General features: G+C 61.4%; 19 protein-coding genes. 15 read left to right on the top strand and 4 right to left on the bottom strand.

Features of this window, described 5'->3' with window-relative positions; translation table 11 throughout:
- Positions 1–109 precede the first annotated feature (109 nt).
- The 3 genes from GLS_RS08745 (at position 110) to GLS_RS08735 (ending at position 4,242) form a co-directional block, all read left to right on the top strand.
- Entirely contained in the window at positions 110–1,873 is a 1,764-nt protein-coding gene (locus GLS_RS08745; RefSeq protein WP_052327541.1) for a putative bifunctional diguanylate cyclase/phosphodiesterase, read from the top strand.
- A 464-nt stretch (positions 1,874–2,337) separates the two neighbouring features.
- Positions 2,338–3,321 carry a GDP-mannose 4,6-dehydratase gene (gene gmd, locus GLS_RS08740; RefSeq protein WP_041111932.1) on the top strand — a complete coding sequence of 328 codons (984 nt, stop codon included), beginning with the start codon at positions 2,338–2,340 and terminating at the stop codon, positions 3,319–3,321.
- Positions 3,322–3,333: 12 nt separating this feature from the next.
- Positions 3,334–4,242 carry a GDP-mannose 4,6-dehydratase gene (locus GLS_RS08735; protein ID WP_041111931.1) on the top strand — a complete coding sequence of 303 codons (909 nt, stop codon included), beginning with the start codon at positions 3,334–3,336 and terminating at the stop codon, positions 4,240–4,242.
- A 20-nt stretch (positions 4,243–4,262) separates the two neighbouring features.
- Here GLS_RS08735 and GLS_RS13165 read toward each other — a convergent pair whose 3' ends face one another.
- Both GLS_RS13165 and GLS_RS08725 read right to left on the bottom strand, forming a co-directional pair.
- Complete coding sequence (locus tag GLS_RS13165; RefSeq protein ID WP_080691942.1) at positions 4,263–5,468, bottom strand: HAD-IIIA family hydrolase; 1,206 nt, start codon at positions 5,466–5,468, stop codon at positions 4,263–4,265.
- 140 nt (positions 5,469–5,608) lie between these two features.
- Positions 5,609–7,603 carry a hypothetical protein gene (locus tag GLS_RS08725; protein ID WP_041111930.1) on the bottom strand — a complete coding sequence of 665 codons (1,995 nt, stop codon included), beginning with the start codon at positions 7,601–7,603 and terminating at the stop codon, positions 5,609–5,611.
- A gap of 404 nt (positions 7,604–8,007) precedes the next feature.
- Between GLS_RS08725 and GLS_RS08720 the strand changes: the two genes are divergently transcribed.
- From GLS_RS08720 to GLS_RS08700, 5 genes are all read left to right on the top strand, one after another.
- Positions 8,008–9,483 carry a glycosyltransferase family 4 protein gene (locus tag GLS_RS08720; protein ID WP_041111929.1) on the top strand — a complete coding sequence of 492 codons (1,476 nt, stop codon included), beginning with the start codon at positions 8,008–8,010 and terminating at the stop codon, positions 9,481–9,483.
- A complete protein-coding gene (locus tag GLS_RS08715) occupies positions 9,480–10,850 on the top strand; it encodes a glycosyltransferase family 4 protein (RefSeq protein WP_041111928.1) in 1,371 nt (456 codons plus the stop codon). Before GLS_RS08720 ends, GLS_RS08715 begins: the two co-directional genes overlap by 4 nt.
- 163 nt (positions 10,851–11,013) lie before the next feature.
- A complete protein-coding gene (mtnA, locus tag GLS_RS08710) occupies positions 11,014–12,120 on the top strand; it encodes an S-methyl-5-thioribose-1-phosphate isomerase (RefSeq protein ID WP_041111927.1) in 1,107 nt (368 codons plus the stop codon).
- A gap of 33 nt (positions 12,121–12,153) precedes the next feature.
- Positions 12,154–12,573, top strand: coding sequence for a hypothetical protein (locus GLS_RS08705; protein WP_041111926.1), 420 nt, complete (start codon positions 12,154–12,156; stop codon positions 12,571–12,573).
- A gap of 55 nt (positions 12,574–12,628) precedes the next feature.
- Positions 12,629–13,549 (top strand): DUF2272 domain-containing protein, encoded by a 921-nt coding sequence (locus GLS_RS08700; RefSeq protein ID WP_052327647.1) that lies wholly within the window; start codon positions 12,629–12,631, stop codon positions 13,547–13,549.
- On the opposite strand, the gene GLS_RS08695 is transcribed toward GLS_RS08700, so the two are convergent.
- A complete protein-coding gene (locus tag GLS_RS08695) occupies positions 13,525–13,953 on the bottom strand; it encodes a rhodanese-like domain-containing protein (RefSeq protein WP_080691940.1) in 429 nt (142 codons plus the stop codon). The two genes, GLS_RS08700 and GLS_RS08695, sit on opposite strands and share 25 nt — an antisense overlap.
- Before the next feature lie 57 nt (positions 13,954–14,010).
- Between GLS_RS08695 and GLS_RS08690 the strand changes: the two genes are divergently transcribed.
- The 4 genes from GLS_RS08690 to GLS_RS08675 all read left to right on the top strand — a co-directional run bounded on the left by GLS_RS08690 (position 14,011) and on the right by GLS_RS08675 (position 18,649).
- On the top strand, positions 14,011–15,066 hold the full coding sequence (locus GLS_RS08690; RefSeq protein WP_041111924.1) for a cysteine synthase A: 1,056 nt from the start codon (positions 14,011–14,013) through the stop codon (positions 15,064–15,066).
- A gap of 99 nt (positions 15,067–15,165) precedes the next feature.
- Positions 15,166–15,891, top strand: a complete 726-nt coding sequence (locus tag GLS_RS08685; protein WP_041111923.1) for a response regulator — start codon at positions 15,166–15,168, stop codon at positions 15,889–15,891.
- A 5-nt stretch (positions 15,892–15,896) separates the two neighbouring features.
- The gene (locus GLS_RS08680; RefSeq protein ID WP_041111922.1) at positions 15,897–17,513 is read left to right on the top strand and encodes an ATP-binding protein; all 1,617 of its coding nucleotides are present in this window, start codon (positions 15,897–15,899) and stop codon (positions 17,511–17,513) included.
- A gap of 89 nt (positions 17,514–17,602) precedes the next feature.
- Entirely contained in the window at positions 17,603–18,649 is a 1,047-nt protein-coding gene (locus GLS_RS08675; RefSeq protein WP_041111921.1) for an aldo/keto reductase, read from the top strand.
- A 50-nt stretch (positions 18,650–18,699) separates the two neighbouring features.
- On the opposite strand, the gene GLS_RS08670 is transcribed toward GLS_RS08675, so the two are convergent.
- Complete coding sequence (locus GLS_RS08670; RefSeq protein WP_041111920.1) at positions 18,700–20,043, bottom strand: RsmB/NOP family class I SAM-dependent RNA methyltransferase; 1,344 nt, start codon at positions 20,041–20,043, stop codon at positions 18,700–18,702.
- A gap of 75 nt (positions 20,044–20,118) precedes the next feature.
- Here GLS_RS08670 and GLS_RS08665 point away from each other — a divergent pair, with 75 nt between their 5' ends.
- The 3 genes from GLS_RS08665 (at position 20,119) to hemW (ending at position 24,132) form a co-directional block, all read left to right on the top strand.
- The gene (locus GLS_RS08665; RefSeq protein ID WP_041112805.1) at positions 20,119–20,814 is read left to right on the top strand and encodes a YggS family pyridoxal phosphate-dependent enzyme; all 696 of its coding nucleotides are present in this window, start codon (positions 20,119–20,121) and stop codon (positions 20,812–20,814) included.
- A 115-nt stretch (positions 20,815–20,929) separates the two neighbouring features.
- Positions 20,930–22,957 carry a potassium transporter Kup gene (locus GLS_RS08660; RefSeq protein WP_041111919.1) on the top strand — a complete coding sequence of 676 codons (2,028 nt, stop codon included), beginning with the start codon at positions 20,930–20,932 and terminating at the stop codon, positions 22,955–22,957.
- The gene (gene hemW, locus GLS_RS08655; protein ID WP_041111918.1) at positions 22,954–24,132 is read left to right on the top strand and encodes a radical SAM family heme chaperone HemW; all 1,179 of its coding nucleotides are present in this window, start codon (positions 22,954–22,956) and stop codon (positions 24,130–24,132) included. Before GLS_RS08660 ends, hemW begins: the two co-directional genes overlap by 4 nt.
- The last annotated feature ends 10 nt before the right edge of the window (positions 24,133–24,142 follow it).

The raw sequence follows: 24,142 nt of genomic DNA, 5'->3' as shown, positions 1-24,142 counted from the left end.
TTCCTCGTTCAGAAACATTTTGTTTCAGTTTGAGCAGTTCATGACTGTCTGACATTTCCAGTTTCTTAACAGAAGCCGGGCCATCTTCTGGAGAGACAGAGGAACAGAAATGATTGTGCATATTTCCCAGAGGATCAGCCAGGAAGGAGCTCCACATCGTGTGGACGTCACCTTCCCGAAGACTGCGCCCCGGGGAAAGGCACTGGGCAGCACATCACGGGAAAACATCACGGCGCTGTTTCCCATCCATCATCTCGCCGACGCCTCCAGCGAAGGACTGGCCATCCTCTATCAGGGCCGGATCATCGAGGCCAACAGACCCCTTCTCTCCTGCGTCGGAACCGATCTCCAGAACTTTCCCTCCATCCGCGATATCCTTCCCGGAGCCCTGAAAACCCCACCGGACAACAGTTACCATCCCGGTGTCCTCCGAACACTGGAAGGACGGAGCTTTCAGGTCGAATTCCGGCTGACGCCCCTTCGGCGCAATGACCTGGACTGCCTGGCCCTGGCCATCACGTTTCCCCCCTGCCTGTCCGCATCCCGCAGCCTGTCTCCGGAGAGTGGCACGGGATTATGCGGTCAGGAAGAGTTCGGGAAGGCCGTAAGCGCGTTTCTCGGCAACGGAACAACGCGGCAGCCCGCCGGGATCCTGCTGCACGCCAACATCAATCGTTTCCGCACCATTAACGAGCGTTATGGCACCCGTATCGCCGATAACGTTCTCAGCGAAATCGGGCAACGTCTTCGGGCCTTTCTGACCGAAGAGTGCATCGTCGCACGCTTGGGCGGCGACGATTTCGGCATTTTCTGCCCATTCCCCTACGAACATCCGGGCCAGGCGACGCGCTGGGCCCAGATCGTCCGGGATATTTTCCACACCACCCTCTCGATAGACGGGCACAGGATCCATCTGACGGCCAGCATCGGCTGCTGCCTCATCCCGTTCGACACTTACCGTTTCGAAACTGCCTGCCACTACGCTGAGTTGGCCCTGAACGAGGCACGCCGCCTTCAGTCGCCGGACTGGATCAGTTTCACCCCCCTCATGCAGGCCGATGTCCATCATCGCTCGGAGCTGGAACACGATCTGCAGCGGGCACTTGAGACAAACCAGTTTTTTCTGGAATTCCAGCCCCTGATCTGCCTCAGGACGAACCGGATCGAATGCGTTGAAGCGCTCCTGCGCTGGCAGCACCCCACAAGAGGGGTCATTTCTCCCAACGAGTTCATCCCCATAGCGGAAGAGAGCGGCCTCATCGTCTCGATCGGCCGCTGGGTCCTGCTCGAAGCCTGCGCCCAAGTCAGCAGACTGCCTTCGCATGTCAGAGTTGCCGTCAATATTTCCGCCGTCCAGTTCCTTCACGATGACATGTACGCTGCCGTAATCCAGACCCTGTTCCAGACAGGACTGGCGGCAGAGCGCCTCGAACTCGAACTGACGGAAAGCATCTTTCTCGAGGCCGTGCAGCGCAATCTGGAAACCATGAGCAAAATCCGCGCTCTCGGCGTCAAAATCGTCATGGACGATTTCGGTATCGGGTTTTCAAGCCTCAATTATCTGCGCAGTTTCCCTTTCGACAGGATCAAGATCGACCGCTCATTCATCCGGGACATGCTGAACGACCCGCAGGCCCAGAGCATCGTCAGCGCCATCATGACACTGGGTCACGCCATGTCGATGGAAGTCATTGCCGAAGGCGTTGAAACCGCAGCCCAGCTCGACATGCTGCGGCACACCTCCTGCAGCACGGCACAGGGCTTCCTGATGGGGCGTCCTGCCCCCCTCGCCAACCTGTCAGCCTATCCCGGAATGACCGATACTCCCGTCATATCCGGCCAGAACAGCAGCCCTTCGGCGCCCGCCTCTTAACGCAGGCCGGCTTTCCGCTCTCCGGCGAGACGCTCGCGCCTGAGCACACGCCGTGTCTCACGCAGCAGACGATACTTTTCAACAGCCGACAGCGCTGGCTTGCCCTCTCCTGCAGAAGACCGGCCATCCTGTGGCGCCGCAGGAATATGAAACGAAGACCTCTCAGGTTTCCTGTAAGATGCCATCATCTTTCCATTCAGATATTTTGCTACAGATTGTAACCGGAACACTTCTGAGCTGTCGAGAGGGTCCTGGCGCCTCCCATACCTGCGACAGTGTGAGCATATTTCCGTCCCACAGACACCTCTTCGTGATTTGCGCAAGACATTCCCTATTTACGGTCCCGAGTGTCCCGGCAGGACCCCACTCAGACATTGACCACTGTGATACGGAAGATTAACCCCTGAAACCCTATGAGCCCGTATGGTGGGCACAGACTGTCATCAAGCCGGACTGGGAAAAGCATGCCTACAGCTCTCATTACAGGAATCACTGGCCAGGACGGCGCCTATCTCAGTCAGCTTCTGCTTGGAAAAGGCTACCGGGTCGTAGGCCTCCTGCGCCGTTCAGCTTCCGCGGATGTCATCGGCGAGCGTCTCCGCTGGCTCGGCATTCTTGATGATGTCGAACTGCTCGACGGCAATATGACCGACCTGTCCTCGCTCATTCGTATTGTGGAAGCCGTCAAACCCGACGAGATCTACAACCTTGCCGCCCAGAGCTTCGTCGCTGCATCCTGGCAGCAGCCCCTGCTGACCGGAAATGTAACCGGGATGGGGGCCGTCAACATGCTGGAAGCGGCCCGCATCGTCAAAAGTGATGCCCGTTTCTATCAGGCCTCTTCCTCCGAAATGTATGGCCTGATCCAGGAGCCGGTGCAGAACGAAAAAACGCCGTTCTATCCGCGCTCTCCCTATGCCGCCGCCAAGCTTTACGCGCACTGGATGACCGTAAATTACCGCGAGAGCTTCGGGATGCATGCCTCCTCCGGCATCCTGTTCAATCATGAAAGCCCGCTGCGGGGCATCGAATTCGTAACCCGCAAGGTTACGGATGGCGTCGCTCGCATCAAGCTCGGCCTGGCAAAAGAACTGGCCCTGGGTAATCTGGATGCCACCCGTGACTGGGGACATGCGCGGGATTATGTCCGTGCCATGTACCTGATGCTCCAGCAGGAAGTTCCGGACGACTACGTCATCGCAACAGGGCGCACGACAAGCATCCGCGACCTGTGCCGCATCGCCTTCTCTTCGGTTGGCCTGAATTACGAAGATCACGTTGTCACCAACCCGGCCTTCCTGCGGCCGGCAGAAGTCGAAGTCCTTCTGGGCGATGCCAGCAAAGCGAAAAAAGCTCTCGGCTGGGAGCCGGAAACCACGCTGGAAGAGATGATCACCGAGATGGTGGAAGCTGATCTGGCCCGCCACCGCAAACGCAACGGCCTTTAAGCGGACGGTCGTATGCGCCTTCTCATAACGGGGCTGAGAGGTTTTGTCGGGCAGCACCTGCAACACCAGGTGCGCAAACGCTTCCCCGGCAGCGAGATTTTACCTGCCATCCCGGATATCCGGGATGCGCAGGCTGTTGAGAAGGTTATCGCTGCCGAAAAACCGGATCACTGCGTCCATCTCGCCGCCGTTTCGACCATTGGTGCTGCCCGGAAATCTCCGGACCAGGCCTGGGACGTCAATCTGCACGGAACGCTCAATGTTGCACGCGCCATGCTGCGCCATGTTCCACACAGCACCTTCCTCTTCGCCTCCACGGCAGAAGCTTATGGCACTACGTTCCAGCGCGGGACGGCCCTGACCGAGGATGCTCCCCTTGCCCCGGGCAATACGTATGCCGCGACCAAGGCTGCTGCCGATCTGGCCCTGGGCGCAATGGCCAGAGAGGGCCTGCTGGTCATCCGGATGCGTCCGTTCAACCATACTGGCCCCGGCCAGTCTCCCGATTTCGTGGTTCCAGCCTTTGCATCCCAGATCGCGCGCATCGCGAAAGGGCTGCAGAAGCCGGAAATCAGCGTCGGCAATCTGGACGCCCAGCGCGACTTTCTCGATGTCCGCGATGTGTGCGACGCCTATCTTGATGTCCTCACAACGAAGAAGCCGCTGACGCCGGGCACGATCTTGAATGTGTGCTCTGGTGAGACGCGTTCCATTCGCTCCATTCTGGACGATCTTCTGACCATCAGCGGCATCAACGCCGAAGTCGTCACAGATCCTGACAGGTTGCGCCCCTCGGATATCCCGGTTGCCCGAGGCGATGCGACACTCATCACCTCGACCCTGGGATGGAGACGACAGATCGCATGGGAAGACACCCTGCGTGATGTCTATGAAGACTGCATGCGAAAGACGGCGACCTGATCCTCAAGGGGATGGAGGGATCAAAACCCCTCCCTTGAAGCGATCAGTTCTGCGAGCGACGCAGGCCCCACGGTAACGCCTTCCACACCCGCCGCGCGAGCGGCAGCCATATCGGAAGGCTGGTCGCCGAACATGAGGCAGCAGGAAGGACGTAGTTCCCACCGCTTCATCAAGTCGAGAAGCATCCCTGGTCCGGGTTTGCGATCCATACTCGTCCCCCGGTATTTATCGATAACCGCCTCGGGATGCATGGGACAGTATCGCCAGTCATCAACATTTCCACCGTATTCCCGGATACTGTCGATCACCCAGTCCATGAGATGCTCAAGATCGCGCTCGGAATAAAAACCGCGCGCAATCCCGGACTGATTCGTGACGATAAAGATATGATATCCACGATCCGCAATACGGGCGATAGTTTCGCGGACATTGCTTTCCCATTCAAACCGCTCACGCGTTCCGACCCAGCCATGATCGCGATTGATGACACCATCCCGGTCGAGAAACACTGCCGGCCGAAGCAGGCTCCCAGACAAATCCAGAGCCTGGATTTCATGGTCGGCCATCTTCCCGATATCCCAGAACGCTCCCGAAAGCGGCACAGCTTTCAGGCTACGGTTTCGCGCGAGGGCCGGAAGAACATCCTTTTCCAGAGAAGAGTTTTCAGTCAGATGATCGAAAACAGAATGATCAAAAATATAAACGCCGCTGCTGGCAAATCCCGCCGTCCTGGAGCGATCAGGCTCAAAATATAAATCTTCCACATATTCGCCATCAGGCTGCAGGCGAACATTGCCGTACCGGCTCAAGCCGTCGACAGACCTGACCAGAACAGAGTTCCCTTCTCGCGCCTGTTGCAGAAAACGCGAAAGATTGCCCGAAAACATTGCTTCTCCGTGACAGAGAAAAAAACACTCCTGAAGCAAGGACCTCGAATACAGAAGGGCACCCCCCGTCCCCGAAGAAACAGGACAGGTACTCAGAATAATTTCAGACGGCTTTGGTAAAAAGGAACGGATCTGTTCGATCGCATCTTCAAGGTGCGCAGAGCAGGAAGGCACCAGAACAACAAATTCCTCAACCCCGAAGCGCTGCATTTCCCGCATCACCCAGGCCAGAAACGGCCTGTCACCACATGGAGCAAGTGCCTTGGGACGCGCGCTTTCTACTGGCAAAGAACCCGATACGTCATCTTCAAGAACAATCACACACTGCCGAACGGTCATCCCCCCCACGAAATCATCCCACCTTATTCAAAATCCACCGACAGACTTCCATGGTTCAGAAATCATCATGGAAATACAGAATTCAATTCTTATATCCATCATCCGTAGAAGCACCGAAAAATCCCTTCCCCCATGCAGCATCAGCGCCGACCAATCAGGAGAGAAAGGGCCCGCTGATCCGTATTGATCCCCTCTTTTGCGGGAACGAACACCTTATCCGCCCGGATGATCGTCCTGCTATTGGCTGGAAGATCGATCACCGTCTTCTCTCCAGGCTGAAAGCCAATATGTCGTACAATATTGCCTGTAGAGACCGACACTCCGGGCGAAGAAACGGCATAAGGCCGGCCAATTTCGAGCCGCGCAGGCACAACACCCGTCTCGACCACGATCTGCTGTCCCATCCAGTTCACTTCAGCGGGACTGGGCCAGTAGTCTCCCGAAATGTGAAAGAGCGGCAGCGTCTCACGCGGCGGGACCCGCACGATGATCATGTCTCCATCCCGTTCAGCCGGCCAGTGTGTCTCGAGGATCGCCTGCCTCAATATGTCCTTCGTCCTGGGGCCGATGACAATAGCCGTCGCGTGATGATCGACGCAGTAAAAACCCAGCTGCTCATCGAAATGCGGCGGTATGGCATTATTCAGAAAAGCTGAAAGAACAGCATCGTTATGCTCACTGGTCGGAGTATAGCCGAGATATCCGCCCGTCTGCCGGAAGGCGTAGCCGGACTGGAGCTGCCACGCCATGGAATGGCCCAGATAACCGAACGGCAGTACCACCAGGACAGGATCGTTGCCGAAATGACGCTTTATACTGCCCTCGGTGAAAAACGGACTGAACGTCGTCGCTTCCCACCCCTGCGCCGCCGGAGCGGGAAACAGGAACAGGAGCCCGCATAGAACAACGCCATAGCGACCTACTGTCGGACGTTGCGCGAGACACACCGCACACAGGACAGCCAGAGCCAGACTGGTAAACATCGCAAATCTGACGGGAAGAACCGAACTCACAACCGGCAGACGGTCCACGAGATGCCATGGCAGGGGGACATGGGCGACGTTCTTCCCGGCATGGAGAACACCGCCCAGCGAGAAAAGAACGGAAATCCAGAATACCAGCACACACCGCTTCACCAGCAGCGAACTCCGGAATGCGATGGTTGAAAAATAGACGGCCAGAAGAAAAAACGGCAGCCCGATGTAAGCATCCTGCTCACTGATATTCCCCGTGAACTGATCGGATATCGAACTGAACAGCGCCCCACAGGGAAGCGTCACCGGCGTGGGAACCAGAAAATTGAGAATGTCAGCAGAATAGACATCCGGATCATTCAGCTGCCCCGGCACAACCTTCATGCCCTTGACCAGATAGAATAAAAACGGCGATGCAAGAATAATCGTTACAATCCCGGCCAGCACAACATCACGTGCCAGCAGAAAATAAAGGTGTCGTGCCTTGCACGGTGCAGTCGCCACAAACACGCACCAGGTCACAATCCCCATCACGGCGGAAGTAAACAGGACCTCCGTGGAGATGCCGAGCTGGAGCAGTGCAATCATCGACAGCGCCGCAATAAAGCGGGGATTTGTGATCGTCCGGTCGAGATACGCTTTGCACAAAAGCAGGCAGACCGGCACCAGAGCGATGCTCGTCAGATTGAGATGACCAAGCGACTGCCCCATCTCATACGGCGAAAACCCGAAAACCAACCCGCCCAGAAACGCCGGAACCCAGCGTCCGGTCACGGACTGCAGCAACAAGAATGCCGCAAAAGCCGCACAGGCGGGGGCCAGTACGATCACAAGATTGGTTGTCAGAACCGCCCCCCCCAGCCACGTCAGGGGCGCAAGGAGAAGCCCGAACGTCGGCAGTGCGGTTGCCCAGGTCAGGTTATAGCCCAGGCCATTCCACGCCAGATCCGTCACAAAGGGATTGATGCCGTGCCCGATGGCCCAGGGCCACCAGTAAAGCATCCAGGCAAAGGACTCCACGTCGCCCCCCACACCAATCAGATGGTGACGCAGGGAAAACCCTTTGACGAGCAGTAAGGCAGAAAGTGCGAAATAGACTGCGAACGCACTGATGCGTCTCTTTGTGGCAGCTTTCACGAGGCAGCAATCATCAGCAAACATCCGTTTCTTTTTCTAACCGTCTTAAGGAACGGTTAAACAAAAAACGAGCCTGCTTAGGGGACGATCACGTTCCCGAGGGACAAAATGCGGGGACTCACGGGACCATGGTTACGGAACCGCGGAAAATCAGCTCCTGCCCCTTTGCCCTAAAGAGCTTTTGCAGCCGAATACTTCAAAAAACGCTCAGGGAGCCTAAATGTATTTTCAGAAAAATTAAACTATGTCGGAAACATGTCGCAAGTTTGTTGAAATGTATCATCCAGAATATTCAAGGAAAATACTCACTGCCCTGCGACGTTATGGCCACCCCTTGCCCCCAAGGCAATGATTATTCTACAACACCGCGTTAGCGATATTTGAAAGACCGACGATTTCGTCGGCAATAGCGAAGCCAGTTCGGACACATGACCAAAGAGTACACCATCTGGATCGATGTCGAAGATATCTTCCGGTATTTCGAAAACAACACCCGCCCCAGCGGCATCCAGCGTCTTGTGTTCGAAATACTCAGTGTCATCCGCCAGCAGGCTGCCGCGAAACCGGATATCGGCCGTATCGTACTCACCCGTCGGAACACAGGCGCCATCCCCGAGACAGGCCCTCTCCTTTCTCCCGTTTCCTTTGACGCGCTGAACTCGCTTTTTTCCACCCATACCGACGAAGCAACGCCCACTCACACAGAGGGGCGCAGCGCTGCCCACGCGCCGTCCCACTCCCTGATGCGCCGTCTGCGTCATGCCATTATCCGCCGCATTGAGAGCCTGCCGCCCGAACTGGCACGTCCGCTCCTGAACCTCGCCGTCAATCAGCTCAGGGCCCTGCAGCTTTTACGCCGTTACGCCCGCACGAAGTTCCAGCGGGCCAGCCCGTCGCGCCACACAGCGCAGGCCCCCCTGTCCCCAACCACGTCCTCAGCCACCTCGGGCGACGTTCCAAAACCCGGTGACATTTTCCTGATCCTCGGTGCCGCATGGTCGGAGCCCGATTTCGGCGAACGCCTGGCCCGGATGCGCAGGACCTACGGCATCCAGCCTGTCCTGCTGCTTTACGATCTCATTCCCGCTGTCCGGCCGGAATGGTGCGCGATTTCCCTGATCCGGGATTTCCGCCACTGGCTCGACACCACTCTTCCCCAGTGCGGGCGCCTTCTGGCCATCAGCCACGCCACGGCCGAGACCGTAGAGGATTATGCCCGCAAACAGCGCCTGAAACTGCTGGCGCCCGTACAGACCATCCCGATCGGCAGCGGCTTCGGGCCGCCCCGCAGGATCGAAAACGAACGTCCCAGGGGCCTTCCCGCGAAGGGCAGCTATGTGCTGTTCGTGTCCACCCTTGAGGCGCGCAAAAACCACCTGCTGGCATTCCGCATCTGGCGCCGTCTCGTGACGGACCTGCCGCGGGATCAGGTCCCGACCCTCGTCTTTGCGGGCCGGGTCGGATGGCTCATCTCCGACCTCATGCAGCAGCTTGAAAATACCGAGTGGCTGCGGGGGAAAATCCGTCTTCTCCGTGACCCGTCGGATGAGGAGCTGGCCCATCTGTACGATGGCTGCATGTTCACGATCTTCCCATCCCTTTATGAAGGCTGGGGGTTGCCCGTGACCGAGAGCCTCGTCAACGGACGCCCCTGCATCGCGTCGAACACGACCTCCCTCCCCGAAGCCGGTGGTCCGCTGACACGATACTTCAATCCCGAAGACCTCGACGAAGCCTATCGTGTTGTCCGGGAGACAATCGAGGACAGGCCCGGCCTGAAAAAATGGCAGGACGAGGTCCGCGAGCAGTTCCAGCCCGTCCCCTGGGAACGCAGCGCGGATGCGGTCCTCGACGCCTGCCATTCCGCCCATCTGATGGGCCGTATGAACGGACAGACATCATGACCCTGTGGATCGACATCGACGATCTGCTGCATCACCTGCTGCATCACAGCCGGCCAAGCGGCATCCAGCGCGTCGTATTCGAAATCGGATCGGCCCTGCGCAACCTCGCCGGCCATAACGTCCAGTTCGTGCGCCGTGGCCCTGGTGCCACCGATGCCCGTGATTTCAGAACCGTTGACTGGACCATGGTCGAAACCGTGTTCCGCGAGGCTACCAACAGCAGCATCAAACCCGGTTCGTCCTCGGTCAATGCGCCGCCCCTGACAGTTCAGGCGCTTGAAGAGGTCGCGCCGGAAGACCTGCTTCCCGCTTTCTTCCGAACGGAAAGCCGGATTCTGAAAAGTCTTGCCGGGCTGCCACGCACCTTCGCGCAACTGGGTCTGAAGGCCATCAGGACGCGCATGGACGAGCGCCGCCCCAAATCGGAACAGATAGTCTTTTCAGAAGGCACACACCTCGCAGATGTCGCCCGTCCCGGAGATGTTTTCCTGACCCTTGGTGCTCCCTGGCATCACCAGAGTTACATCCATACCGTCCGGTGGGTGCGTGATGAGCTACGCATGTCCTTCGCACTTCTGATGCACGACCTGGTTCCCATCCGATGCCCGGAATGGTGTGATCGCGGGGTCATCCTGACCTTCCGGTCGTGGCATCAGGACATCCTGCCGCTGGCCGACATGATCTTCGCCAACAGCTATGCCACGGCAAAGGATGTACAGGCCTATCTCGCGGAACTGAATATCGGCACGGATATTCCTGTCCATCCCATTCCCCTGGGAACCGGGTTTGGCCTCTCCGATGCGTCCATGACTGCCGAGCCGCTGGTGCGTGAGCCTTACGTCCTGTTCGTCTCCACCATCGAAGCCCGCAAAAACCACCCCCTCCTCTTCCGTGTCTGGCGTCAGATGCTGGAAGACATGCCTGCGGACAGGGTGCCAACCCTTGTCTTTGCCGGAAGGGAGGGCTGGCTCGTTTCCGATTTCATGCAGCAGCTTGAAAACACGGACTGGCTGAACGGCAAAATCCGTTTCATCCAGAACCCCACGGACGAGGAGCTTCGCCGCCTTTATGCAGATTGCAGCTTCACCGTTTTCCCATCCTTCTTTGAAGGCTGGGGCCTGCCCGTGACGGAGAGCCTCTCCATGGGGCGCCCGTGCGTGGTGTCCAACACGACCTCCATTCCCGAGGCCGGCGGGCCGCTCGGGCGATATTTCAGCCCCTACAGCCTTGATGAGGCCTATACGGTGATCCGCGAGACGATCGAGGATCGCGAGGGGCTGGCGGCGTGGACGGCCAAGGTCCGGGCCGAATTCCGGCCCGTTCCCTGGGAAGACAGCGCCAGGGCTATTCTCGACAGGGTTCTCTGACCCTCCCGCGCGTGAAAGTTTCACGCGAAGGGACTTGAGTTAGGGCGGCGGATCACGCACATGCAGGAACCTCTGGTCCAGCATGTCGCGGGCCGCACGTGCCCCTGTTCCTGCGGGCCGGTCAGCGACCCACCCTCCTTTTCCGTCCGCAAGGAGCGTTCCCTTGAAAATCAACGGCATTTCCTATCGCAGTCTCTGGCGCCCTTCCGACGATGCGAACAGCATCCGGATTTTCGACCAGACCCGCTTTCCCTGGAACGTGGAGATCCTGGAGCTTCGGGATGTGGGCGCCGTCGCTGACGCCATCACCAGCATGCAGGTGCGTGGTGCGCCCCTGATCGGGGCGGTTGCGGCCTATGGGCTGGTCTTTGCGCTTCAGGACGATGCCTCGGACGAGGCTCTGGAGAAGGCCGCAGCCTTTCTGGTGGCCACGCGCCCGACGGCCATCAACCTGCGCTGGGCCATCGAGCGGATGGTTGCGCGCCTCAAAGCCGTCCCGCCGACGGAGCGCGTTGCGGCGGGTTATGCCGAAGCCGATGCGATCTGCGATGAGGACGTGCAGGTCAATGAGGCCATCGGCCGCCATGGGTTGGAGCTGATCCGCGAAATCTGGGAGCGCAAGGGCAAACAGGGACAGGTGAACCTGCTGACGCACTGCAATGCCGGCTGGATCGCGACCGTGGACTGGGGCACGGCCCTCGCCCCGATTTACATGGCGCATGACGAGGGTATCCCCGTGCATGTCTGGGTGGACGAGACCCGCCCGCGCAATCAGGGCAGCCTCCTGACCGCATGGGAACTCGGCAGCCACGGCGTCCCGCATACCGTGATCGCTGACAATGCTGGCGGGCATTACATGCAGGCCGGTCGTGTGGACATGGTCATCGTTGGCACGGACCGTGTGACCGCTCAGGGCGATGTCGCCAACAAGATCGGCACGTACCTCAAGGCGCTGGCCGCCCATGACAACAATGTCCCGTTCTGGGTGGCGCTGCCGTCCTCGACGATCGACTGGCGCGTGCGCGACGGCGTGAAGGACATCCCGATCGAGGAGCGCAGCGCGGATGAAGTCCTGTTCATGACGGGACTGGACAGCAACGGGGAAGCCGGCCGCGTCCGGATCGCACCGCTCAACAGCCCGGCGGCCAACCCTGCCTTCGACGTAACGCCCGCACGCCTCGTGACGGGTCTCATCACCGAACGCGGCCGCTGTGATGCATCCGAAGCCGGGCTGCAGTCCCTCTTTCCGGAGCAGACGAAAGCCCACTGAGGAGTGTCCTCCTGCCAGGAGCTGGACTGCGCAATGCTCCCTCCCGTTCCGGTCTCCGTGGAACCACCTGCGGCCCTCCTTCCGCTGTGGTTCCGCATCATACGGGGCTTCCTGACGGCCAACGCCATTGCCGGAATGGTCGCGAGCGTTTTTCTTCCCGGTATCGGGCTCGGCGCTGGCATGGCCCTGTCCAGCCCCGACAACGAGCCGCTTTTCGGATGGTGCCTGCTTTTCTATCTCCTGCTCCTGCCGGTCATCTGCATCGTGACAGCCACCCTTCTCTTCAGGTCGACGTCCCCGTCTCGGATACGGATGATCGTGAACACGCTGGTTTCGACAGTTCTGCTCGGCATCTGGTTCTTTCCCACGGGTGTGCCACTGCTTGAGAAAGCCTGTACGAAAATCATGGCGGCCCATGCGCCCAGCCATGCCCCTCTGAGCGCCCGTCCTTGACGCCCCGGTCGTCTTGGCCCTTCATTCAGCCTGGGAAACAGATCCCCCAACGAGGATAACAGTGCCAGATTCGCATATTTTCAGGCGAGCAGCTGCTACGGCCGCCCTGCTCGCACTGGCTGCATGTTCCAGCCAGCAGAGTGTCCGCCCGTACCCGGCCCGCACGCCGAACGCCCAGTATGCGAACGGAACCACTGGTCCGGCTGGCTATGACAGCCACGTCCCGGATTTCGCCACCCGCAATTTCGAACCGTTCAACCGTCAGGACGTCGCGGCTATTGCCCTGCGCGAATGGCGGATGTTCGGCTCACCCGTCTCGGATGATGATCCCGAAGACCGCCCCGAACCTACCGACGCCGCACTGAAGCCCGAACGCCTCCCCGGCCTGTGGCAGCGCGTTGGCGAGTACTGGTGGATCGGGCAGGACCCGTACGAGACGGAAGTCGGCTGGACCGGCAAAACGGACTCCCAGGGCACCCGTTTCGAGATCGAGCACGACGGCCATTACGCCTGGTCCGCAGCTTTCATTTCCTATGTGATGCGGGTCGCCGGAGCCAACGACCGCTTCCCGTATTCGCCCAATCACTCGACCTACATCAACGCCGCGGCCAGCGGACAGTCCAGCGGTGTTACGGCGCATGATCCGGGCACTTATGCCCCGAAGATCGGCGACCTGATCTGCGTCGGGCGCGGGCGCAGCAAGACCGTCACCTTCTCCATGCTGCCCACCAGCTACGGCTTTCCGGCGCATTGCGGCATTGTGTCCGCGACGAACCAGAATGCCCAGCCCTTCGGGCATGAGCTGAGCATCGTCGGCGGTAACGTGGATGATGCCGTGGCCCTCACCCATGTTCCCACGGACGCCAACGGCATGATCGCCGATGGCTCAGGGCACAGCTATGACAGCCGTTATCCGTGGTGCGCCGTGCTGGAAGTCCATTACGACGCGGATCAGGAACCCGACAGCGGCATGTAAGAGGACGGCAGGCCGCTGGAGCGCCAGCCCTTGCCGGGGCCGTGCTGGTCCTCGAATCCGTCCACGATATTGCTGACATCCGCATAACCGGCGTTTTCCGCCAGAAGTGCGGCATGATGCGAGCGCACCCCCGACCGGCACAGGAACAGCAGCGGCGTCTGCTGGTCGGGGACGGCTTCAAGCAGCGCTTCCACGAACTCCTGCTGGCGGTCCGGCTGCCAGGTGATGCACAGGAGCGGCGCGGTCATCGCGTCGGCGTCCGGCAGGCCCACATGCATCCATTCCGGCGGTGTCCGGACATCCACCAGAATGGGGCGCGGCGCGCCGTCATCGGCATTGCCGGTGGCGTTTTCAGGGTCTTTTTCAAGCATTTCCCATGCCTGTCTTGCCGTCAGGACCTTCATGCTCTTCCTCATCCTTCCAAAACGCGTTCTATAATTCACCCAGCACAGGAGTGAACTATGACTGACATCTCCCCGAACCGCCAAACCATCCCCCAGTCCCCCACGAAGGGATGGCAGACCGTCTCTCCGGGCATGACCGCCGCGATCGGGGGCACCCCCCTGATCCGCCTCCGGCGCGCCTCGGAGGAAACGGGCTGCGACATCTACGGCAAGGCCGAGTTCATGAACCCCGGCGGCTCCGTCAAGGATCGTGCAGCCCTGGCGATCATTGAGGACGCGCTGAAAAGCGGAGCGCTGAAGCCCGGCGGGACGGTCGTGGAGGGAACGGCCGGCAATACGGGAATCGGCCTCACACTGGTCGCCCATGCCGTTGGCTGCAAGGCCGTGATCGTCGTGCCGGAAACACAGAGCCGTGAGAAGCTGGACTTCCTGCGCATGATCGGCGCCGATCTCCGCCTTGTTCCTGCCAAGCCGTATCGCGATCCGGGCAACTATGTTCACGTCTCGCGCCGCCTGGCCGAAGAGATCGGCGGGTTCTGGGCCAACCAGTTCGACAACACCGCCAACCGCGAAGGCCATCGCGCCACCACGGCGCGCGAGATCTGGGAGCAGACGGGCGGGAAGGTCGATGCCTTCACCTGCGCCTGCGGCACCGGCGGGACGCTGGCGGGCATCGCACTCGGGCTGCGCGATCAGGCACAGGCTGCCGGGAAGACGGCGCCGCGTATCGTCCTGGCCGATCCGGAAGGCTCCGCGCTTTATGGCTGGGTCAAATCCAACGACCTCACCATCACGGGCGGCTCCATCACCGAAGGCATCGGACAGGGCCGTGTGACGGCCAATCTCGAAGGCTCTCATCCCGATGACGCCGAACGCATCCCCGATGCCGAAGCGCTGGAGCAGATCTTTTCCCTGACTTCTGAAGAAGGTCTGTCGGTTGGGGGCTCGTCCGGAATCAATGTTGCTGCGGCAATACGGACAGCACGCAGACTTGGTCCCGGACATACGATTGTTACAATTCTGTGCGACGGTGGTGCCCGATATCAGTCCAAGCTGTTCAATCCGGAGTTCCTGCGTGCGAAAAACCTGCCTGTTCCGCCCTGGCTGGCCTAACATCGCTTCCCTGTCTGTCCCGGCCGGAAATGCCGTTTTCCGGTCGGGCGGCATGCGCAGTCTGAACGCGGTCACAGCATTCCCGAAAGGCCTCTGGTCATGAGCACGGAAACCCTGCCCCATCTTCTGGTCGTGGATGATGACCGCGAAATCCGCGAACTGCTGAGCCAGTTCCTTGAGCGCAACCATTTCCGCGTCACGGCGGCCCGCGATGCACGGGAAGCCCGCAAGGCCTGGGCCAACGGGCATTACCAGCTCGTTGTGCTGGACCTGATGCTGCCCGGCGAGAGCGGACTTGAAGTCGCACGCTGGCTGCGCTCGCAGGATAACGTCCCCATCATCATGCTCACCGCCATGAGCGACGAGACCGACCGCATCATCGGCCTTGAATTCGGCGCGGACGATTACGTCGCCAAGCCGTTCAATCCGCGCGAACTCCTCGCCCGCATCCGCGCCGTCCTGCGCCGGACGGTGGATGTGGAAGACAAGCGTCAGGCTGCCGATACCCGCAAGATCCATTTCGCCGGCTGGTGCCTCGACCCCGTGCGCCGCCGTCTGCTGAACCCGGACGGGGCGGAAGTCTCCCTCACGGGTGGCGAGTACGATCTGCTGATGGCGCTGCTCGAACGCGCCAACCGCGTCCTGACACGCGACATGCTGCTTGAACTGCTGCGGGGCCGTCAGGCCGGGCCGTTCGACCGCGCGATCGACGTGGCCATCAGCCGCCTGCGCCGCAAGCTCGAGGATGACGGGCGCAATGCACAGGTCATCAAGACGGTCCGTGGCGGTGGCTACGTGCTCGCAGCGGAAGTGGAGCGTCTCTGAACCCGATGCACATCCTGCCACGGTCTCTTGTTGCCCGGACCAGCCTTCTGCTGATCGTGGGCCTTGCGGTTGTGGAAGCGGCGGGGCTCGGAATCCACGCGCTGGACCGCTTTGACCTGGAGGAACGCAGCCAGGTCCATGAGGAGCAGGTCCAGGTCTTTTCGATCTATCGCACGGTGGCGGAAGCCAAACCCGCCGACCGTCACGACGCGATCGACGACCTGCATATCCCGTCCAACGTCACGGTCCTGCTTCTCAAGGAGCCGGACCCGCTGATCGAGGGGCATGAAGTCCCCTTCCCGGCGATGACGTCGCCGTCCTTCCTGCACCGCCTGCATGACGATCCGCAGGGCCATGACGGCTTTCTGCCCCCCGGTCCGATGGATCCGGGCATGCCCCATCCCGGCCCCGACATGGGAGGACCGGGCTTTCCCGGTCCTGGTCCGATGGGCCCAATGGGTGGCGGACCACCGGGCGGACCGGAGTTTCATTTCCCCGCCGACCGCGCCGATGGCGACCACGCGGATGCGGAGCATCTGAACAGCGATCCCCGCTTTGCCGGCACCATACGGCGCCGTGACATGCCGCCCTTCATGCGCTGGGCGCTCCTGCCGTCCTCGCTCTATCCGCGCAAGGTCCTGATCGGGCAGAAAATGCGCACGCATTCGACCTCGATCCTCCTGCCGGACCGGGACTGCTGGCTTGTGGTGCGTTTCGTCACCCCCCTGCCCAATCCGTTCGGTTCCCCGACCTTCATGATCGCCTTCCTCGTCATGTCGATTGCAGGAAGTGCGATGATCGTCTGGGCCACGCAGCGACTGATTGCGCCTGTCAGAACGCTGGCCAATGCGGCTGAAGCGCTCGGCCGGGACGTCCACACGGCAGCGCTGCCCGAAAACGGTCCGTCCGAAATCCGCCGCGCGGCCATCGCCTTCAACACGATGGCCATGCGCATCCGCCGTTTCGTGACGGATCGGACGCTCATGCTGACGGCCATCGGCCATGATCTGCGCACACCCATCACGCGCCTGAAACTGCGTGCCGAATTCATTGACGACGAGGAACTGCGTAACAAGGTCCTGGCCGATCTGGACGAGATGGAAGCCATGGTCTCGGCCACGCTGGCTTTCGGGCGGGACAGCGCGTCGGCCGAACCCATCGTCTCGCTCGACCTGCGCGCCCTGCTTCAGACCATCATGGACGAAGCGGCCGAAAGCGTGCCGGACAAGGCGGACGACCTGTTCTATGAGCCGCCCAATGTTCCCGTCCGGATCAAGGCCCGCTCCGTGGCACTGAAGCGTGCGTTGAACAACCTGATCCTCAACGCCTTGAAATACGGGGGCAGCGCGCATGTCACGCTCATTCCCGCCACCAATCCGGGCGAGAAGGACAATGTGGTCAAGATCCTGATCGAGGATAATGGTCCGGGTCTGCCGGAAAGCGAACTGGACCGCGTGTTCGAGCCTTTCGTCCGCATCGAGAGCAGCCGCAACCGTGAAACCGGCGGAAGCGGTCTGGGGCTCTCGATCGCCCGCACCATCCTGCATGGCCAGGGCGGCAATGTCCGGCTTGAGAACCGGCCGAGCGGCGGGTTGCGCGTCATCGTCACGCTGGCCCCGTAATCCCGGTCCGGACAGGCCCGCACCTTGATCAATGGTGCCGGGCCTTCCATGCTGGGGGCTTCCCCCCATTTTCTGATCAGGTCTTTTCCATGAAACAGCGTGAACTTGGCCGCACCGGCATTGCCGTCAGCGAAATCTGCCTCGGCACCATGACCTTCGGTCAGCAGAACACCGAAGCCGAAGGCCACGCCCAGCTCGACATGGCGCTGGACCACGGCATCAACTTCATCGACACCGCCGAGCTGTACTCTATCCCGCCCCGCGCCGAGACGCAGGGCTCAACGGAAACCATCATCGGAAGCTGGCTGAAAGCCCGCGGTGGCCGGGACCGCCTCGTCATCGCCAGCAAGGTCGTCGGACGCACCGCCATGCCGTGGTTTCGGCCCGACGGCGAGGAAGCACGCCTGACCCCGCGCCAGATCCGCTATGCCCTCGAAGGCTCCCTGCGGCGTCTTGGCACGGACTATATCGACCTCTACCAGCTTCACTGGCCGGACCGGAAAATCGGGCTGTTCGGCGCAGGCGGCACGACGTTCCGCGATCTGCCGGAAGAAACCTCCGTTCCCATCGAAGAAACGCTCGGTGTCCTCGGCGACCTCGTGACCGAAGGCAAGATCCGCCATGTCGGCCTCTCCAACGAGACCGCCTGGGGTGTCTCGAAATTTCTGGAAGCCTCCCGCACCGGCCTGCCCCGCGTGGCGTCCATCCAGAACGCCTACAACCTGATCAACCGGACGTTCGAGATCGGGCTGGCGGAAATGGCGCTTCAGGAGAAGATCGGGCTGCTGGCTTACTCGCCGCTGGCACAGGGCTATCTGACCGGAAAGTATCTCAACGGCGCCCGTCCTGCAGGCGCACGCACCACATTGTTCGATCGCGGACAGCGTTACCAGAAGCCTGGCGTTGATGAGGCCATCACGGCCTATCATACTCTGGCCCGCGAGGAAGGGATCGACCCCGTCCAGCTCGCCATCGCCTTCGTGACCTCACGGCCCTTCGTGACGTCCAACATCATTGGCGCCACGAGCCTCGACCAGCTCCGCACCATTCTCGGCGCGGAAAACGTGATCATCACGCCCGAGCTGGAAGAGAAGATCAACGCCATCCATCAGGTCCATTCCAACCCGGCTCCCTGAGGACAAGGCATCCGGCATCGGGGCTTATGCGCCCCTGATGCCGGGCAGCATCAGACCTTGATCAGTCGCGCGGCGAAAAACCCGTCCATGCCGCCGAGTTCGCTCCACAGGCCCGGATGGGTGCGGAACATCCCGTCCCAGGTCCGCGCGACGGCCATGTTGGCCAGTTCCTCTTCCGAGAACGGATCGAACTTCCAGCCACCACGCGCAATCGCAGCTTTGATCCGCTCCGGACCTTCCTCGTCCTGAAGCGAGCATACGGCATAAAGCAGCACGCCGCCCGGCTTGAGCATCTCGTGTGCTGCATCAATCAGCGCATCCTGACCTTCCGCCAGCGCCGTCACATCCCGCGGCCGCTTGATCCACAGCACGTCCGGGTGACGGCGCAGCGTTCCCGTCGCGGAACAGGGCGCATCCAGCAGAACCATGTCTACCGGCGCGTCCGGACGCCAGGTTGCGGCATCGGCCACGACCGTCTTTGCCGACAGCTTCAGACGCGCGATGTTTTCTTCAAGCCGCTTCGCCCGCGCTTCCTCACGCTCGACCGCCACGACATGCGCGCCCGCCGTTGCAAGCTGCGCCGTCTTGCCGCCGGGTGCTGCACAGAGATCCACGACGGTCTTGCCCGCCACGTCCCCCATAAGCTTCACCGGCATCGTCGCCGCCACGTCCTGCGCCCAGAATGCGCCGTCCTCGAAGCCTTCCAGCGTCGTAATCCGCGTGCCGGCAGGGTAGCGGACGGAGCCTGTCGGCAGAACCTCGCCACCCTCCGGCGCGACCGCGCCCGGACGCAGCGTCAGATCCAGCGGGGCCTCACGGTGCAGGCCGCGCGAAATTGCCCGGGCGCGCTTGCCCCAGGCGCTCCACAGCCAGGGCGGCACATCCAGCCGGTCCTCATCCAGACCGTCCAGAAGCTCCTGCCCCTCACGCGCGACACGCCGCAGGACGGCGTTGGCCAGCCCCGCGAAAGGTGCCAGACCGCGACGGCGAAGCAGGTCCACAATCGTGCCCACGGCCGCATGAGGCGGTGTTTCAAGATGCAGAAGCTGCGCCACGCCCATGAGTAACGCACAGCGCACCGGCTCGGGCGGTTCGCGCCGCAGCAGGGGCTGGAGCAGCTCGGTCATGCTGCCGAGATGACGCAGGGTCGTTGCCGCCAGACGGTGCGCGGATGCACGGTCGCGCGCGTCCATCGCGCCCGCGCGGTCCAGCGTCGTCTCCAGCATCCGGCGATGCTCGACCACGCCACAGACGATATCAAAGGCCAGGTCGCGCGTCGGATCCGGCGCGGGACGGCGCTGCGGCGTACGGCCTCCCTGGGGGCGGCGTGGTCCGCCGTTCCGGGTTTTGGAGGCCGGATTGCGGGGCGACGTGTTGGAAGGGGTCTGAGTCATGACAGGCTATCGATCTCTCGCATCCTGCCGAAATCGCATCTTGCGGCCACGGACGCAATGGCGTCTTCTCCAGACATGTCCGATCTTATTGCCCAGAACCTTATCAGCGGGAACCTCGCTGCTATCCGTCACCGCATCGGCCAGGCCTGCGAAAAGGCCGGACGCGCAGAGGCGGATGTCTCCCTCGTCGCCGTCAGCAAGTTCCATCCGATCGAGAGCGTGGAAGCCGCGCTGAAAGCCGGCCAGCGCCTGTTCGGTGAGAACCGCGTGCAGGAAGCCGCCTCGAAATTCCCTGAACTTCGGAAACGCTGGCCCGATCTGCGGCTGCATATCATCGGCGGACTTCAGACCAACAAGGCGGCCGAAGCCTGCCAGATCGCCGACATGATCGAGAGCCTCGACCGCCCGTCCCTGTCCGACTCCATTGAGAAGGGCGCGCAGAAAGCCGGGCGTCTTCCCGAGCTTCTCGTACAGGTCAATACCGGCGACGAACCGCAGAAATCCGGCGTTCCGCGCGAAGAGGCGGATGCTTTCATCGAAGCCTCGCTCGAAAGGTTCGGTCCGAAAATCCGTGGCCTGATGTGCATCCCTCCCGAAGGCGAGGACCCTACCCCGCATTTCCGTCTCCTGCGCCAGATGGGCCAGCGTCACGGGCTGCCAGTGCTGTCGATGGGCATGTCGGCGGATTTTGAGAAGGCCATTGCCGAAAATGCAACGCTGGTCCGGGTCGGAACCGCCATTTTCGGAAGCCGTCCCGCGCCACAATCCTGACACGCGGCTTGCGTCCGTCGCAGAAATCTTGTCATGAGGGACAGTTGCCGTGATGCGGAGCCGCGCTTGAAGGGTGCTGCGACAGTAGACAACGGCACTCTATTGACGCCCGTAAATGGAACCAGCAATGCCTGAACATGACGGTGACCACGCCTCAAACCCTCCTCATGGCGTAGGAATTCCCAACGACTCCGCCGGAATCGTGCAGACGATCGAGCAGGCCCGCTCGGAGGGACACACCCACGAAATCGGCGGTGGAGAAGAGGGCTCCGGCCATGAGCGTCCCGCCGGCATGGGTGCCCTGCTCGCGGTTCTGGGTGTGGTCTATGGCGATATCGGCACAAGCCCGCTCTACGCCCTGCAATCCTCGGTCAGCATCGTCAGCTCGCCGAAGGCGCCGGCCCAGCCCTGGGAAATCATGGGGCTTGCCAGCCTGACCTTCTGGGCGCTGATGCTCATCGTCACCATCAAATACGTCATCCTCATCATGAGGGCCGACCATGATGGCGAGGGCGGCATCATCGCGCTCATGTCCCTGGCCCAGCGCGTGTGCAAGTCACAGCATTTCCGATGGCTTTTCGGCCTCGTGGGTATTGCGGGCACCTGTCTGTTCTTTGGTGACAGCATCATTACCCCGGCCATTTCCGTGCTTTCGGCCGTGGAGGGCATCGAGACTTCCGTTCCCTCGGCCAGCCACATCATCATCCCGCTGGCGATGGTCGTGCTCGTTGCCCTGTTCTCGGTGCAGGTGCTGGGTACGGGCAAGATCGGCAAGGCTTTCGGGCCGATCATGGTCTGCTGGTTCAGCGTGCTCGCCATTCTCGGCATCAAGGGCATCTTCCTCTACCCGCATATCCTGCTTGCCCTGTCCCCGACTTTCGCGCTCGAATTCATCGTTCTTCACGGCTATCTGTCGTTCATCGCACTGGGTTCGGTCGTGCTCTCCGTGACAGGTGCGGAAGCGCTTTACGCCGATATGGGCCATTTCGGCCGTGCGCCCATCCGCAAGGCCTGGCTGTTCTTCGTCCTGCCGTCTCTGACGCTGAACTATTTCGGGCAGGCCGCCCTGCTGATCCGCGATCCGCATGCCCTGTCCAACCCGTTCTATCTTCTGGTGCCGCACTGGGCGCAGATCCCGATGCTGGTCCTTGCGACGTTTGCGACCGTGATCGCCTCGCAGGCCGGTATCTCGGGCAGCTTCTCCCTGTGCCGCCAGCTCATCCAGCTCGGCTATCTGCCGCGCACCCGCATCATGCACACCAACGCGTCCGAGGAAGCGCAGATCTACCTGCCGTCGCTGAACTGGATCCTGGCCTTCGGCGCGCTGGTGCTGGTGCTGGCGTTCCGCACGTCCTCGGCCCTCGCCGCGGCTTACGGCATCGCCGTGACGGGCACGTTCCTGTGCACCTGCGTGCTGGCGATGGTGGTGTTCCGCCGCGTCTTCAAATGGAAGTCCGCGACGGTTGCGATCGTCTTCGGCTTCTTCTTCATCGTGGACAGCATTTTCTTCTCGGCGAACGTGCTCAAGATCCCCGATGGCGGCTGGGTCCCGCTGGCGATCGGCATCATCAGCACCATCATCATGACCACCTGGAAGCGCGGACGCAGCCTCATTGCGGCCCGTCAGCAGGCAGATTCCATGCCAATGGGCTCCTTCCTCGCCCGTCTGCCGCAGTCCCGCACGATCCGCGTCCCCGGCCTGGCGGTCTTCCTGACCGCCAATCCGGACATCGTGCCGAATTCGCTGCTGCATAACCTCAAGCACAACAAGGTCCTGCACGATCACATCCTGTTCGTGACGGTCGAAAACCTTGACCAGCCGGAAGCCGAGCGCGGGCATCGCGCCATCGTTCAGGAACTGGCGCCGAACATCCACCGCGTCATCGTCCGCTACGGCTTCATGGAAATGCCCAACCTTCCGCGTGCGCTGCTGGAGCTGAATGCGCTCGGCGTGGCGTTCGATGCCATCCAGGCGTCATACTTCACCTCGCATGAGCTGGTCGTGCGGTCGCGTGTGCCGAAGATGCAGCTCTGGCGGATGTGGATCTTCCTTCTCCTCCTGCGCAATGCCGCCTCCACGACAGAGTTCCTGCGTATTCCGCCTGACCGCGTGGTGGAGTTCGGCGTCCGGATTGCCATTTGACAACCACATCACAACCCGGCCCGCTCTCCCTCTACATCCACTGGCCATTCTGTCTGGCGAAGTGCCCCTACTGCGATTTCAACTCCCATGTCCGGGAGGTGATCCCGCAGCAGCGCTTCGCCGAGGCCCTGCGGCGCGAACTGGCCCATGACGCCGCCCGCCTGACCCGCGACGGCGTCAAACGCCCGCTGCGTTCGATCTTCTTCGGTGGGGGTACGCCGTCGCTCATGGCGCCCGAAACCGTCGCCGCCCTGATCGAGGATGCGCATCGCCTGTTCGATGCGGAAGACGATCTCGAAATCACGCTCGAAGCCAATCCGACCAGTGTAGAGGCTGGAAAATTCGCCGCTTTCCGTCAGGCGGGCGTCAACCGCGTCTCGCTCGGCGTGCAGAGCCTGCGGGACGATGCGCTGCACAAGCTGGGCCGCGAACACTCCGCCATGCAAGCCATCCGTGCGCTCGAAACCGCCCGCACCCTGTTCCCGCGTATTTCCTTTGACCTGATCTACGCCCGCCCCGGTCAGAGCGACGCCGACTGGACGGACGAACTCACCACGGCGCTCGACCTCGTGGCCGATCATCTGTCGCTGTATCAGCTCACCATCGAGCCCGGCACGAAGTTCGAGGCCATGCACCGGCGCGGCGAACTCACCCTGCCCGACGAAGACACCGCCGCCCGCCTCTATGATCTGACCGGCGAGATCGCCGCCCGTCACGGCCTGCTGCCCTATGAAGTCTCGAACTACGCCCGCCCCGGCGCCGAAAGCCGGCACAATCTGACCTACTGGCGCTATGCGGATTATATCGGCATCGGCCCCGGGGCCCATGGGCGCCTCACGCTGGATGGCGAACTCTACGCCACCCGCCGCCATCGTGCACCCGAGCCCTGGGCCGAACGTGTCGAAAAGACAGGCTCCGGCAGCACCGAGGAAACGCTCCTCACACCGGAAGAAAAAGGCCGCGAAGCGCTGCTGATGGGCCTGCGCCTGTCCGAAGGCATCAACGAGGCCGCCTTCGCCGCCCGCACAGGGCGTATGCTCATGGACTGCGTGGACCCGGCCCTGCTCGAAGCCTGCATTGAGGAAAACTACCTTGAGCGGGACAACGGCATTCTGCGCGCGACGGGCGAAGGACGGCTCCGGCTTGAAGCAATACTGGCGCGTCTCGTCACTTGAAGGCATGATC

It is taken from the genome of Gluconobacter oxydans DSM 3504, assembly GCF_000583855.1.
Lineage (GTDB): Bacteria > Pseudomonadota > Alphaproteobacteria > Acetobacterales > Acetobacteraceae > Gluconobacter > Gluconobacter oxydans.
Note: the sequence above shows the minus strand (reverse complement) of the source record. Positions and strands in the feature narration are given on the sequence as shown.